We start from the raw sequence: 13,122 nt of genomic DNA, 5'->3' as shown, positions 1-13,122 counted from the left end.
CGGGAACGGTGCGCGTACTCATCGCCGAGGACGAGCGGATGCTCGCCGATTCGATCGCCGAGGGCCTGCGGGCGGAGGCCCTGGCCGTCGACGTGGCCTATGACGGGGACGCCGCGCTCGAACTCCTCGGCGTCAACGACTACGACGTGCTCGTGCTCGACCGCGACCTGCCGGTCGTGCACGGCGACGACGTCTGCCGCGCGGTCGTGGAGTCCGGCGCGGCCGTCCGGGTGCTGATGCTCACCGCCGCCGCCACCGTACGAGCGCGGGTCGAGGGACTCGGGATCGGCGCCGATGACTACCTGATCAAGCCGTTCGCGTTCGAGGAACTGGTGGCCCGGATCCACGCGCTGGGCCGGCGGGCGCGGCCGGCCGACCCGCCGACCCTGGAGCGCGCCGGGATCCGGCTCGACCCCGCCCGCCGGGAGGTCTACCGGAACGGCCGCTACGTGCACCTGGCGCGCAAGGAGTTCGGCCTGCTGGCCGAGCTGCTGCGCGCGGACGGCACGGTCGTCTCGGCGGAACGGCTCCTGGAGAAGGTGTGGGACGAGCACACCGACCCGTTCACCAACACCGTACGGGTGACGCTCATGAAGCTCCGCCGCAAGCTCGGCGATCCACCCGTCATCGAGACCGTCCCGGGAGTGGGGTACCGAATCACGTGACGACGATCGCCCGGAGACCAGAGCCCACCATCCGCGTCCGGCTCACCCTGCTGTACGGCGGCCTGTTCCTGGTCGGTGGCCTCGTGCTGCTGACGCTGACCTACTTCCTCGTCAAGAACAGCATCCAGCACCGGGCGGCCGACATCGCCACCGTCCGGCTCGGCGGGGCCGCCTCCGACCTCACCCAGACGGCTCCGACGAAGCCGTCCGGCGCCACGACGTTCCTGGGCGCGCCGCCACCCGACGGGACGTACACGGCCAGCCAGACCCAGGGCCTGGTCGTGCGGGCGAAGGAGGCGTCGGCGCAGCAGACGCTCAACTCGCTGCTGACCCAGGGCGGCATCGCGCTCGCCGTCGTGGGGGCCGCCGCGCTCGGGCTCGGCTGGATCTTCGCCGGCCGGGCGCTGCGCCCCATCCACAAGATCACCGAGACCGCCCGGCGGGTGGCACGTAGTCGTGATCTCACCGAGCGGATCGCCTACGCCGGGCCGCGTGACGACGTGAAGGAACTGGCCGACACGTTCGACACCATGCTGGAGCGGCTCGCCCGTGCCTTCGACGGGCAGCGGCGGTTCGTCGACAACGCCTCTCACGAGCTGCGCACGCCCCTGGCCATCAACCGGACCCTCATCGACGTCGCCGTACGCCGCCCCGACGCGAGCGAGGACGTGAAGCGGCTGGGCGAGTCGCTGCTCGTCGTCGGCGACCGGCACGAGCGGCTCATCGAAGGGCTGCTCACCCTCGCCGGCAGCGAGAACACCGTCGTCGACACCGCACCGCTCGACCTCGCCGACGTGGCCGGGCACGTCCTGGACCAGGCCAAGCCCGAGCTGGAGGGCCGGGGCCTGACCATGCACCGCGACCTCGGCCGCGCGCCGACCGAAGGCGACCCGGTCCTGGTGGAACGCCTCGTCCAGAACCTGGTCGAGAACGCGATCCGGTACAACGTCGACGGCGGCGAGGTGCGGCTGGCCACCCGCCGACGCGAGGGCGGCGCCGAACTGGTCGTCGCGAACACCGGCCCGGTGATCCCCGCGTACGAGGTGGAGACGCTGTTCGAGCCGTTCCGGCGCCTCCGGAGCGACCGGGTGCGCTCCGACCGGGGTACCGGACTGGGCCTGTCGATCGTCCGGGCCATCGCGACCGCCCACCGTGGCGCCGTGACCGCCGCCCCCAGAACGGGCGGCGGCCTGGCGGTGACGGTCCGGCTCCCGTCGCTCAGGTGATGCGGCGCCGCGTCAGGCGGGTCATTCGCCGCGCCACCAGCGGCTCAGCGGGTTGCGCCGGCGTACCGGTGCGGCGGGCGCCTGCGCGCCCCGGGCAGGTGCGGGAGCACCCTCCCAGGCGGCGGCATCCGGCGGGGGCGGCGGCGCCTGGACGGGCGGGAAACGTACGGGCAGGGCCTTCAATGCCCGCTGTGCGAAGCCGGGCCGCCACTCCAACTGGTCGGCGAGTTCCATGTCCGGCAGTGCGTCGAGCAGTTTCTCCATCGCGACCGAGGCGATCAGGCGTGCCTGGCCCTGGACCGGGCACGTGTGCGGCCCCGCGCCCCAGGCCAGGTGGGCGCGGTTGCCCGCCCGGTTCGCGGACGCGGTCGACGGATCGGTGTTGGCGGCGGCGAACCCGATGACGACCGGCTGGTCCGCCGGCAGCCGCACTCCATGGAAGTCGAGGTCCTGGACCGGGTAGCTGATCGCCCAGTTGGCGATCGGCGGATCGGTCCACAGCACCTCGTCGAGGGCGTCCGCGACCGGGAGGCTGCCGCCGGACAGGTCGCCGGCGAACCGGTCGTCGGACAGCAGCAGCCGCAGGCCGTTGGCGATGAGGTTCTGCTCCGGCTCGGTGGCCAGGCCGACGAGCAGCGCGATCTGTTCGACCAGTTCCTCGTCGGACAGCCGGGCCGGGTGCTCGACCAGCCACGTGGCCAGGTCCTCGGCGGGCCGCGCGCGCTTGAGCGCGACGAGCTCGCCGACGGCCTCCATCAGCATCTGGTTGCTCTTGGCCGTCTCGACGTTCTCGACGAGCCCCTGCATGCCGACGGCGACGCGCTCGCCGATCTCCGGAGGGCAGCCCAGCACCTCGTTGAACACCAGGAGCGGCAGGACCAGCGCGTACTCGGCGCGCAGATCGGCCGAACCCTTCGTCGCGAATCGCTGGATCAGCAGCTCGGCGTGGCGTTCGACGGACGTGCGCAGCATGTTCGGGTCGATCCGCGACATGCTGTCGGAGATCGCCGCGCGCAACCGGGCGTGGGCGGCGCCATCGGACAGATTGCAGGCCGGCCGGTACATCATGAACGGTACGACCGGCGAGTCCGGCGGAGCGGTCTGCTGCCAGCGGCGGGCGTCCTTGGGGAAGGTGCCGGGGTCGCGCAGCACCTCCAGGGCGGCGTCGTACGAGATGACCAGAGATGCCGGGACGCCTGGGGCCAGCTCGACGGGCGCGACCGGCCCGTACCGGCGCAAGGCCTCGTACATCCGGGCGGGACGCGCCGCGAACTCGGGGCCGTACAGCGGTGCCCGGGCGCCGTGTGCGGGACACCCCGGACCCGGTGTCGAGGAGCCCGTGATCTCGGGCGTGAGGTTTTCAGACGTCAAGGATCCTCCTCACCTGGACTGCCGTCCGCTCATTCGCCGTGCCACCAGCGGACCAGGGCACCGCGTCGGCGCTCCGGGACCCCCACGGGACGTGGAGCCGGAACGTGGCCGTTCGCTCCCGGCGTGCCGCTCCGCCGCTCGGCGGGACCGTCCTCCCAGACGGCCGCAGGAGACGGCGGGGGCGGCGGCGCCTGGACGGGCGGGAAACGTACGGGCAGGGCCTTCAGCGCCCGCTGTGCGAACCCGGGCCGCCACTCCAGTTGGCGGGCGGGGACGGCGAGCTCCATGTCCGGTAGCGCGTCGAGCAGTTTCTCCATCGCGACCGAGGCGATCAGGCGTGCCTGGCCCTGGACCGGGCAGGTGTGCGGCCCGGCGCCCCAGGCCAGGTGGGCGCGGTTGCCCGTCCGGTGCGCGGAGGCGGTCGACGGGTCGGTGTTGGCGGCGGCGAACCCGATGACGACGGGCTGGTCGGCCGGCAGCCGTACGCCCCGGAACTCGACGTCCTCCACGGGATAGCTGATCGCCCAGTTGGCGATGGGCGGATCGGTCCACAGCACCTCGTCGAGGGCGTCCGCCACGGGGAGGCTGCCGCCGGACAGGTCACCGGCGAACCGACGGTCGGACAGCAGCAGCCGCAGGCCGTTGGCGATGAGGTTCTGCTCCGGCTCGGTGGCGAGCCCGATCAGCGGGATGAACTGCTCGGTCACCTCTTCGTCGGTCAGCCGGGCCGGGTGGCCGAGTATCCAGGTGGTCAGGTCGTCGGCGGGCCGCGCGCGCTTGAGCGCGACCAGCTCACCGATGGCCTCCAGCAGGATCCGGTTGCTCTTCGCCGTGTCGACGTTCTCGACGAAACCCTGCATCGCGACGACGATGCGGTCGCCGATCTCCGGAGGGCAGCCCAGCACCTCGTTGAACACCAGCAGGGGCAGGACCAGCGCGTACTCGGCGCGCAGGTCGGCCGCGCCGCGTCCGGCGAATCGCCGGATGAGCGTCTCGGCGTGGCGTTCGACGGACGCGCGAAGGGTGTTCAGGTCGATGCGGGAGAGGCTGTCGGACACCGCCGCGCGCAGCCGGGCGTGCTCGGCGCCGTCGGTCTTGTTGCAGGCCGGCCGGTACTTCATGAACGGCACGACCGGCGAGTCCGGCGGGACGGTCCGCTCCCATCGGCGGGCGTCCTTGGGGAACCTCTCGGGGTCGCGCAGCACCGCGAGGGCGGCGTCGTAGGAGATGACCAGGGACGCCGGGATGCCCGGGGCCAGCTCGACCGGGGCGACCGGGCCGTGGCGGCGCAGGGCGTCGTACACGCGCGCCGGATTCGCCGCGAACTCCGGCCCGTACAGCGGCGTCCGGCCGGTGTGCGCGGGGCAGCCCGGCGCCCCGGCGTCAGAGGTCATCGGTCGTTTTCTCGACGTCGATGAGGTACTCGACGAGGGAGATCAGCGCGCGCGTGGAGGACGCCTGATCGCGCGCGTCGCAGGTGATGAGCGGTGTGGAGGGCAGCAGGTCGAGGGCTTCGCGGAGCTCTTCCTCCGGGAAGGTCGGGGCGCCGTCGAACTGGTTGATCGCGACGGCGTACCGGAGCTTCTGCTCCTCGAGGAACCCCATGATGTCGAAGGACTGCTCGAGCCGCCGGGTGTCGGCCAGCACGAGCGCGCCGAGGGCTCCGCGCGACAGGTCGTGCCACAGCTGCGTGAACCGGTGCTGTCCCGGCGTCCCGAACAGGTAGAGCACGAGGTCGTCGCTCAGCGTCAGGCGGCCGAAGTCCATGGCGACGGTGGTCGTCTCCTTGTCCGGCACCCCGGCAAGGTCGTCGATCAGTGCGCCGGCCTGCGTCATCCGCTCCTCGGTGCGCAGCGGCCGGATCTCCGAGAGCGTGCCGACGTACGTGGTCTTGCCGACGGCGAAGTGGCCGACGATCAGCAGCTTGACCGAGGTCCGTACGGTGTCGCGCACATAGGTGCCGTCAGAGACGAGCGCGGAGTCCATCGAGCACCTCCTGAAGGACTCGGGTCGGGGGTTGGCCGGTGTCCGGGCCGGCGGCGGCCCGGGTCACGATGTGGCCGCTGTCGACCAGGTCCGACAGCAGGACCTTGGTGACGCTGACGGGCAGGGAGAGGTGGCCGGCGACCTCCGCCACCGAGAGGGCCCCGCCCCGGCACAGCTCCATGACCCGTCGCTTCTCGGGGCTGAGGCCGGCGACCTCGGAGCGCGCCGCCATCACCAGCGTGACCAGGTCGAAGATGTTGCGGGTCGGACGGGCGCGCCCGCCGGTCACCACGTGCGGCCGGACCAGCGCGCGTTCACGGCGGGGCGCGCTCATAGGGACGCGCCCGGGGTCTGCCTCGGCGGGGCGGACAACTCCTTGCCCAGGCGCTGGACGAGTTCCTGGAGGCGGAACGAGATCGCCTCCATGTCGACGCGCTCCGTCGTGGACACCGCGAGGTACGCGCCGGGGCCCGCGGCGACGAGGAAGACGTATCCGCCGTCGAACTCGCTGACGGTCTGACGCCAGGTGGTGCGCGGGTCGCCGCAGAACTCCGCCGAGCTGCGGGCCAGTGACTGCAGCCCGGACATCCCGGCGGCGTGGCGTTCGGCGTCGTCGCGGCCGATGCGGTCGGAGTAGGCCATCAGGAGGCCGTCGGCGGACAGCAGGATCGCGTGCCGGGTCTCCGGCATCTTCAGGGCATCGTCGAGCATCCAGCCGAGCTTGTTGTTCGGATCCTTGGTCATTCGGCGACGTTCCCTTCGGAGTCGGGAGAAACGATGGAACGGCCGGCGCGGGTCCCTCGCTGCCACGCGCCCATCCCGGCGGCGATATCGCGCGAGGGCCGGGTGGAGGAGGCCGGCGCTCCGGGCGCCCCGGCGGAGGGAAGCGGCTGTTCACCGGTGTTCCCGCCGGCGGTGACGCGGCGGCGTTTCGGGAGGCCGTGGGCTGTCGTCGTCTGCTCCTCTCGCGCGGGTGGCGACACCGGAATCTGCCGGGCGGCGGGCGCCTCGATCGGCTCGGGCCGCGGCTCGGCGCGTACGGGTGCGGGGCCGGTGTCGACCTGGGTGAGCAGTTCGCTCGGGAGGAAGAGTACGGCGCGCACCCCGCCGTACGGGGAGCGGCTGTCGACCGCGACCCGGAAGCCGTACCGCGCCGCGAGCACGCCGATCACGGCGAACCCGACCTGGGGCGGGTCGCCGAGCCGGTTGATGTCCACGGACTCGCGGCCGGACAGGAGCCGCTCGGCCCGCTGCAGCTCCTCCGCGTCCATGGCGACGCCGGCGTCGTCGATCACGATGGCGACGCCGTTGTGCGCCTGCCGGAAGTTGACCTCCACCGTGGTGTTCGGCTGGGAGTGCCGGGCGGCGTTGTCCAGGAGCTCGGCGATGGCCAGGACGACCGGCTCGACGGCGCGGCTGGCGACGGCCAGGTTGACCTGCGGCGGGATCTGGACGCGGAGGTAGTCGCGGATGCGGGAGGTCGCCCCGCGGACGACGTCGACCAGCGAGGCGGCGGACCGCTGCTGGCCCGGCCAGGACCCGCAGAGCACCGCGGTGGCCTGGGCGCGCCGCCCGAGCTGGGCGTTCATGTGGTCGATCTTCATGAGGCCCTCGAGCACGTCCGGGTCGTCGTGCCGGTCCTGCATGCCGGAGATGGCCAGCTGCTGTTCGTTGCCGAGGCTCTGCACCGCGCGCATCATCGCCTTCAACGTCGCCTTCGCCGACTGGTCGGCGCGGTCCTTCGCGCGCTCGGCGTGCTCGGTGAAGATTCCCAGGAGCGCCCGGATGCCCTGTTCGGCGCTCGTCCCGGCGAAGCCGGGATTGCGTGGGCCGGGCACCTCGACCGGCTTGCCGTACAGGGACTCCACCAGGGCCGGGACGCGAACCGTGACGAGGTGGCGCAGCTCCTCGTCGCGGACGCGCGCCGTCTCCTCGAGCGTGTTGGCGCGCCGGCGAAACCGGGCCGTGATCTGCTGCTGCCGGATCAGCAGGACCACGGCGACCAGGAGCCCGGCTGTCAGGCACACGAACGCGACCGCCGTCATGTATCGCTCCATCTGAACCTCGGGCGAGAATGCCGCATTACGGGACAGAACTCATGTAGAGCGCAAAGCTACAGCCCGTGATCTTCTTGTGCCAGCGCGATACGAAAAAAGACCATGCAGGTGAACACTCGGTCACAGACGAGTCGGCGGCCCCGGGATGCCGGGGCCGCCGATTCGATGGATCAGACCAGGGAGCGCAGCTGGAGCGTCTGGTCGCGGCCCGGGCCGACTCCGATCGCGCTGATCTGGGCGCCCGACATCTCCTCCAGCGCCCGGACGTAGTCCTGCGCCTTCTTCGGGAGATCCTCGAACGTCTTGCACTCGGAGATGTCCTCCTGCCAGCCGTCGAGCTCCTCGTAGATCGGCTTGGCGTGGTGGAACCCGGTCTGCGTCATCGGCAGCTCGTCACAGCGCTCGCCGTCGACCTCGTACGCCACGCAGACCGGAACCTTCTCGAGGCCGGACAGCACGTCGAGCTTGGTCAGGAAGTAGTCGGTGACGCCGTTCACCCGCGTGGCGTACCGGGCGATCACCGCGTCGAACCAGCCGCAGCGGCGGTTGCGGCCCGTCGTGACGCCGTACTCGTGACCGGTGGTGCGCAGCCAGTCGCCCGTCTCGTCGAGCAGCTCGGTCGGGAACGGCCCGGAGCCCACGCGCGTCGTGTAGGCCTTCAGGATGCCGATCACCCGGGTGATCCGGGTCGGGCCGACGCCGGAGCCCGCGCACGCCCCGCCGGAGGTCGGGCTGGAGGACGTGACGAAGGGGTACGTGCCGTGGTCGACGTCCAGCAGCGTGCCCTGGGCGCCCTCGAGCAGGACCAGCTTGTCCTCCTCGAGCGCCTTGTTGATCACGAGGGCGGTGTCGGCGATGTGCGGGCGCAGCCGCTCGCCGTACGCGATGTACTCGTCGATGATCGGGTCGATCTCGATGGCGCGCCGGTTGTAGACCTTGGCCAGGATCTGGTTCTTGTCGCGCAGCGCGAGGTCGAGCTTCTGCCGCAGGATGCCGGGGTCGAGCAGGTCCTGCACGCGGATGCCCATGCGCGCGATCTTGTCGCCGTACGCCGGGCCGATGCCGCGGCCGGTGGTGCCGATCCGCGCCTTGCCGAGGTACCGCTCGCTCACCTTGTCCAGGGCCTTGTGGTGGGGCATGATCAGGTGCGCGTTGGCCGAGATCAGCAGCCGGTCGCAGCTCACCCCCCGCGCCCGCAGGCCGTCGATCTCCTCCAGCAGCACGCCGGGGTCGATGACCACGCCGTTGCCGATCACGGGTACGACGTCCGGGGAGAGCACCCCTGACGGAAGCAGATGCAGAGCATAGGACTGGTCGCCGATGACGACCGTGTGTCCCGCGTTGTTGCCGCCCTGGTACCGGACGACATAGTCGACGTCGCCACCGAGAATATCGGTGGCTTTGCCCTTGCCTTCGTCACCCCACTGGGCGCCGACGAGCACGATGGCCGGCATAGGAGCTCTCTCCCCTGGCATCGACGAAGCCCCTGGCGCAAGCAGCAGCGACAGGGGCTCTTGCGATCAGAGAGTACCCGCCGGATGACCGCGAGGAAAACGGCAGGAGCCGGTCAAGTGGCCAGGACCTCGGCGGCCGTTGGGCTGGAGTCCCGCAGGAAAGTCCGGCAGCGCTCGGCCTCCTCGTCCTCGCCGATCGCGGCGGCCGCGCGGCCGAGGGCGTGCAGGGCGCGCAGGAATCCGCGGTTCGGCGCGTGCTCCCACGGGATCGGGCCGTGGCCCTTCCACCCCGCGCGGCGGAGCATATCGAGGCCACGGTGGTAGCCCGTACGGGCGTAGGCGTAACTCTCGATCACATCGCCCTTCCCGAACGCGCGGTCGGCGAGCTCGGCCCAGGCGGCCGGGAACGCCGGGAAGCGCGCGGCGACCTCGAACGGGTCGACGCCGGCTTCCAGGGACTGTCGGGCCTCTTCGTTGTCCGGCAGCTCGGTCGGGGCCGGCCCGCCGAGAAGGTTCTGTGGCTCCATGGGGTCATCCTGCCCAATTCGGCGGCGATCTCCTATTGCGGAGGGCGGGAAAGTTCGTCGTTTTCACCGCGCGTAGCGTGGCCCGCATGACCGAAATCACGTTCACCATCGGTGGGGACCTGACCGTAAATCGCCTCGGGTTCGGCGCCATGCGGATCACCGGCCCCGGCATCTGGGGCCCGCCGGCCGACCGCGACGAGGCCCTCCGCGTGCTGCGCCGCGCCGTCGAGCTCGGGGTGGACTTCATCGACACCGCCGACTCGTACGGGCCGTTCGTGTCGGAGGAGCTGATCCACGAGGCGCTGCACCCGTACGACGGCGTCACGATCGCCACGAAGGCCGGGCTGGTCCGAACAGGGCCGAACGAATGGCATCCGGTCGGCCGGCCGAAATACCTCCGCCAGGAGGTGATGATGAGCCTGCGCCGGCTCGGCCTGGAGCGGATCGACCTGTTCCAGCTGCACCGCATCGACCCGGAGGTGCCGCTCGCCGACCAGCTCGGGGAGCTGCGCGACCTGCGGGACGAGGGGAAGATCCGGCACATCGGGCTGTCCGAGGTGAGCGTCGAGGAGATCGAGAAGGCCCGGGAGATCGTTCCGATCGTCACGGTCCAGAACCTCTACAACCTGACGAACCGGCAGTCCGAGGACGTCCTCGACTACTGCGAACGGGAGAACATCGGCTTCATCCCGTGGTTCCCGCTGGCCGTGGGAGACCTCGCGAAGCCCGGCAGCCACCTCGACGGGATCGCCAAGGAACTGGACGCGACGCCGTCGCAGGTCGCGCTGGCGTGGCTGCTCCGGCGCTCGCCGGTCATCCTGCCGATCCCCGGCACCGGCTCGGTGGCGCACCTGGAGGAGAACATGGGCGGCGCGAACCTCACCCTGACCGACGAGCAGTTCGCCGCGCTCTCCTAGCTCTAGATCGGCAGTCGGTAGATCACCGTGCCCTCGTCGCCCCGGGCGGCGAGGGCACGCGGCCACAGGTTGTGGATCGCGGCGCGCGCGCCGTGGTTGCCCGCGAGCACGTCGGCGCGCAGCTCGGTGACGCCGTGCCGCCGGGCCGATCCGGCCAGGTCCGCGATCAGCCGCGTGGCGACGCCCTGCCGCTGCCAGGGGTCCGCGACCACGACCGCGATGTCCGCGACCCACGGCAGGGCCGTGTCTCGCGTGTACTCGGCGATCCCCACGACCTCGGGTCCCGCCACCGCGATCACCGCGTCGCGGTTCTCGTGGTCGACGCGGTCGAGGGTGTCGGCGTAGAAGGCCGGGATGCGCGGCGTGCCGGCGAAGAACCGGTGGTAGAGGCTCCGCCGCGACAGCCGCATCCGCAGGACACCGTCCCGGTCGCCGTCGTCGTAGGGCCGTACGCCGACCGTCGGCACGCCGGATGCCACCCGGGCCATCAGTTTCGTCACGAAACCCATTGCAGCATCCGAGAGTTGCGTGAAGCAACCCTTGGCGTGAACGAAAAGGGGCCGGACGGAGACGTCCCCTCCGGCCCCTTTGCCGGTTCGGTCAGGCGGACAGGCGTCCGAGGCCGAGGCGGAAGTCCCCGCCGACCAGCTGATTCCACTTCACGGTGGCGGCGCTGTCCTTGTGGGTCGGGATGGCGATCTTGAGCTTCGCCGGGGTGGCCTGCCGCGCCGACACGACGTTCCAGTGAATGACGAGGTGGCCCACCTTGCCGGGCTTCAGGACGACCGTCTGCTTGGGGGAGTAGCCGAGGTTCTTGTCCCCGTAGGCGTGGACGGGAACGTTGCGCGTCTTCCCCTTCTTGCCGGGGATCACGTAGGTGAAGGAGGTGAACTTCTTGTTCAGGACGATGCGCAGGACGCAGGTCTTCTTGGTCGTGAAGTTGAGCTTGGCGTACCGCTGGCCCGCGCCCGGGTCGACGTGGCCGAGGGTGACCTTGAGGTTCGCGCCCTTGCAGGCGGGGGTGGCGGCCGTGGTGGCGGCCATGGCGGGCGCGGCGGCGGCGAGCGAGCCGGCGGCGACGGCGCCAGTGACGATCGCGGTCCGCATACGGCGAAGAGTCTTGTCTCGCATGGTGAACTTCCCGGGAGGGTATTGGGCGGGCGCAGTACGCCCGGCGATTGGTCGGTTCACTTACTGGGACGCCGACGCTAGCAAGATCGTTCGCGGTTCGGCCGGAAAATGATCAATAAAAATGATCAAGGTGCGGGCCGGCCTGCTGTTGGGCGACCCGGTCCGTCGGCAGGGCGCCGGGGCCGGGCCGGGGGGCGATGTCGGTCGGGCCCAGCGACGCCCCGCACTCCGAACAGGTCAGGGCCGGCGTCAGCTGCCCGGTGCAGCCGCGGTGGACGAGGACCATGGGCGCGCCGTTCTCGGCGTAGTGGTCATCGCCCCACATCAGCAGAGACATGATCACCGGCCACAGGCCCACGCCCTTGCGGGTCAGGCGGTACTCGTAACGCTCCGGCCGCTCCTGGTAGAGGTGCCGGCGGAGGATGCCCTCGTCGCACAGGCGGTTCAGCCGGTCGGTGAGCACGTTGCGCGCCACGCCCAGGCTCGCCTGGAAGTCGTCGAACCTGCGGACGCCCTCGAAGGCGTCCCGGATCACCAGCAGGGTCCAGCGGTCGCCGACGATCTCGAGGGCGCGGGCGATCGAGCAGTTCTGGGCGTCGTACGTGCGGTTGAGCACGTGTTCAGCGTAAGTCGCCGGGTTGCGTCAAGCAACGCGGGGACGGCCGCATCCTCCGGCCGTCCCCGCGTCCTGCGTCGGGGCCTTACTTGATCTTGGTGCCCTGCGAGAGCAGGTGCTCGCAGGCCTCGACGATGCGCGCGGCCATGCCCGCCTCGGCGGCCTTGCCGTACGCGCGCGGGTCGTAGGCCTTCTTGTTGCCGACCTCGCCGTCGATCTTCAGAACGCCGTCGTAGTTCTTGAACATGTGGTCGGCGACCGGCCGCGTGAAGGCGTACTGCGTGTCGGTGTCGATGTTCATCTTCACGACGCCGTACGACACCGCCTCGCGGATCTCCTCCAGCGTGGAGCCGGAGCCGCCGTGGAAGACGAGCTCGAAGGGCTTGTCCTTGTTGTAGCGCTCGCCCACGACGTCCTGGATCTCCTTGAGGACCTCCGGCCGCAGCTTCACGTGGCCCGGCTTGTACACGCCGTGCACGTTGCCGAACGTCGCGGCGAGGAGGTAGCGGCCCTTCTCGCCGAGGCCCACGGCGTCGACCGTGGCCAGGGCGTCGCCGGGCGTCGTGTAGAGCTTCTCGTTGATCTCGCCGACGACGCCGTCCTCTTCGCCGCCGACGACGCCGATCTCCATCTCCATGATGACGCGGGCCTTGGCGCACTCCTCGATGAGCTCCGCGGCGATCTGGAGGTTCTCATCGAGCGGCACGGCCGAGCCGTCCCACATGTGGGACTGGAACAGCGGCTCCTCGCCGCGCGCCACCCGCTCCTGCGAGATCTTGATCAGCGGCTTCATGAAGCCGTCGAGCTTGTCCTTGGGGCAGTGGTCGGTGTGCAGCGCGATCTGCACCGGGTACTTCTCGGCGACCACGCGCGCGTACTCCGCGAGCGCTGCGGCGCCTGTCACCATGTCCTTCACCGTGGCGCCGGAGAGGAACTCCGCGCCGCCGGTGGAGACCTGAACGATCCCGTCGCTCTCGGCCTCGGCGAACCCGCGCAGCGCGGCGTTCAGCGTCTGGCTCGAGGTGACGTTGATCGCGGGGTAGGCGAAGCCCTGACGCTTTGCCCGATCGAGCATCTCCGCGTATACCTCTGGGGTCGCGATCGGCATGGCTCTTCCTTCCTTGGGCGTGGCTCCCGGCGGTCTCGACACCAGTATCTCGAAAGACATCGGC

15 protein-coding genes are annotated in these 13,122 nt (G+C 70.9%); 3 read left to right on the top strand and 12 right to left on the bottom strand.

Annotated elements, in window-relative coordinates:
- The first annotated feature begins 8 nt into the window (after nucleotides 1-8).
- Together ACYVF7_RS58165 and ACYVF7_RS58160 are read left to right on the top strand one after the other, a co-directional pair.
- On the top strand, nucleotides 9-665 hold the full coding sequence (locus ACYVF7_RS58165) for a response regulator transcription factor (protein WP_460357170.1): 657 nt from the start codon (nucleotides 9-11) through the stop codon (nucleotides 663-665).
- Entirely contained in the window at nucleotides 662-1,891 is a 1,230-nt protein-coding gene (locus tag ACYVF7_RS58160) for a sensor histidine kinase (protein WP_460357167.1), read from the top strand. Before ACYVF7_RS58165 ends, ACYVF7_RS58160 begins: the two co-directional genes overlap by 4 nt.
- Before the next feature lie 21 nt (nucleotides 1,892-1,912).
- Here the strand turns inward: ACYVF7_RS58160 and ACYVF7_RS58155 are convergent, their stop codons facing one another.
- The 8 genes from ACYVF7_RS58155 to ACYVF7_RS58120 form a co-directional block, all read right to left on the bottom strand.
- The gene (locus tag ACYVF7_RS58155; RefSeq protein WP_460357164.1) at nucleotides 1,913-3,262 is read right to left on the bottom strand and encodes a cytochrome P450 family protein; all 1,350 of its coding nucleotides are present in this window, start codon (nucleotides 3,260-3,262) and stop codon (nucleotides 1,913-1,915) included.
- A gap of 29 nt (nucleotides 3,263-3,291) precedes the next feature.
- The gene (locus tag ACYVF7_RS58150) at nucleotides 3,292-4,656 is read right to left on the bottom strand and encodes a cytochrome P450 family protein (RefSeq protein WP_460357160.1); all 1,365 of its coding nucleotides are present in this window, start codon (nucleotides 4,654-4,656) and stop codon (nucleotides 3,292-3,294) included.
- Nucleotides 4,646-5,248, bottom strand: coding sequence for a GTP-binding protein (locus tag ACYVF7_RS58145; protein WP_460357157.1), 603 nt, complete (start codon nucleotides 5,246-5,248; stop codon nucleotides 4,646-4,648). Before ACYVF7_RS58145 ends, ACYVF7_RS58150 begins: the two co-directional genes overlap by 11 nt.
- Nucleotides 5,226-5,582: a DUF742 domain-containing protein gene (locus ACYVF7_RS58140; RefSeq protein WP_460357155.1), complete on the bottom strand. Its 357-nt coding sequence runs from the start codon at nucleotides 5,580-5,582 to the stop codon at nucleotides 5,226-5,228. The genes ACYVF7_RS58145 and ACYVF7_RS58140 overlap by 23 nt, the downstream gene beginning before the upstream one ends.
- Entirely contained in the window at nucleotides 5,579-5,992 is a 414-nt protein-coding gene (locus ACYVF7_RS58135) for a roadblock/LC7 domain-containing protein (protein WP_460357152.1), read from the bottom strand. The genes ACYVF7_RS58140 and ACYVF7_RS58135 overlap by 4 nt, the downstream gene beginning before the upstream one ends.
- The gene (locus ACYVF7_RS58130; RefSeq protein ID WP_460357149.1) at nucleotides 5,989-7,293 is read right to left on the bottom strand and encodes an ATP-binding protein; all 1,305 of its coding nucleotides are present in this window, start codon (nucleotides 7,291-7,293) and stop codon (nucleotides 5,989-5,991) included. The genes ACYVF7_RS58135 and ACYVF7_RS58130 overlap by 4 nt, the downstream gene beginning before the upstream one ends.
- 182 nt (nucleotides 7,294-7,475) lie before the next feature.
- On the bottom strand, nucleotides 7,476-8,759 hold the full coding sequence (locus tag ACYVF7_RS58125) for an adenylosuccinate synthase (protein WP_460357146.1): 1,284 nt from the start codon (nucleotides 8,757-8,759) through the stop codon (nucleotides 7,476-7,478).
- Between the two features lie 113 nt (nucleotides 8,760-8,872).
- On the bottom strand, nucleotides 8,873-9,286 hold the full coding sequence (locus ACYVF7_RS58120; protein ID WP_460357144.1) for a DUF3151 domain-containing protein: 414 nt from the start codon (nucleotides 9,284-9,286) through the stop codon (nucleotides 8,873-8,875).
- Nucleotides 9,287-9,372: 86 nt separating this feature from the next.
- Between ACYVF7_RS58120 and ACYVF7_RS58115 the strand changes: the two genes are divergently transcribed.
- Nucleotides 9,373-10,203, top strand: a complete 831-nt coding sequence (locus ACYVF7_RS58115; RefSeq protein WP_460357141.1) for an aldo/keto reductase — start codon at nucleotides 9,373-9,375, stop codon at nucleotides 10,201-10,203.
- 2 nt (nucleotides 10,204-10,205) lie between these two features.
- Here ACYVF7_RS58115 and ACYVF7_RS58110 read toward each other — a convergent pair whose 3' ends face one another.
- From ACYVF7_RS58110 to fbaA, 4 genes are all read right to left on the bottom strand, one after another.
- Nucleotides 10,206-10,703 carry a GNAT family N-acetyltransferase gene (locus ACYVF7_RS58110; protein WP_460357139.1) on the bottom strand — a complete coding sequence of 166 codons (498 nt, stop codon included), beginning with the start codon at nucleotides 10,701-10,703 and terminating at the stop codon, nucleotides 10,206-10,208.
- Nucleotides 10,704-10,803: 100 nt separating this feature from the next.
- Nucleotides 10,804-11,310: a DUF4232 domain-containing protein gene (locus tag ACYVF7_RS58105; protein WP_460357137.1), complete on the bottom strand. Its 507-nt coding sequence runs from the start codon at nucleotides 11,308-11,310 to the stop codon at nucleotides 10,804-10,806.
- Between the two features lie 136 nt (nucleotides 11,311-11,446).
- Nucleotides 11,447-11,950 carry a winged helix-turn-helix transcriptional regulator gene (locus ACYVF7_RS58100; protein ID WP_460357135.1) on the bottom strand — a complete coding sequence of 168 codons (504 nt, stop codon included), beginning with the start codon at nucleotides 11,948-11,950 and terminating at the stop codon, nucleotides 11,447-11,449.
- Nucleotides 11,951-12,035: 85 nt separating this feature from the next.
- Nucleotides 12,036-13,058, bottom strand: coding sequence for a class II fructose-bisphosphate aldolase (gene fbaA / locus ACYVF7_RS58095; RefSeq protein ID WP_460357132.1), 1,023 nt, complete (start codon nucleotides 13,056-13,058; stop codon nucleotides 12,036-12,038).
- Nucleotides 13,059-13,122: the final 64 nt, after the last annotated feature.

This window comes from Actinoallomurus acanthiterrae, assembly GCF_054775715.1.
Note: the sequence above shows the minus strand (reverse complement) of the source record. Positions and strands in the feature narration are given on the sequence as shown.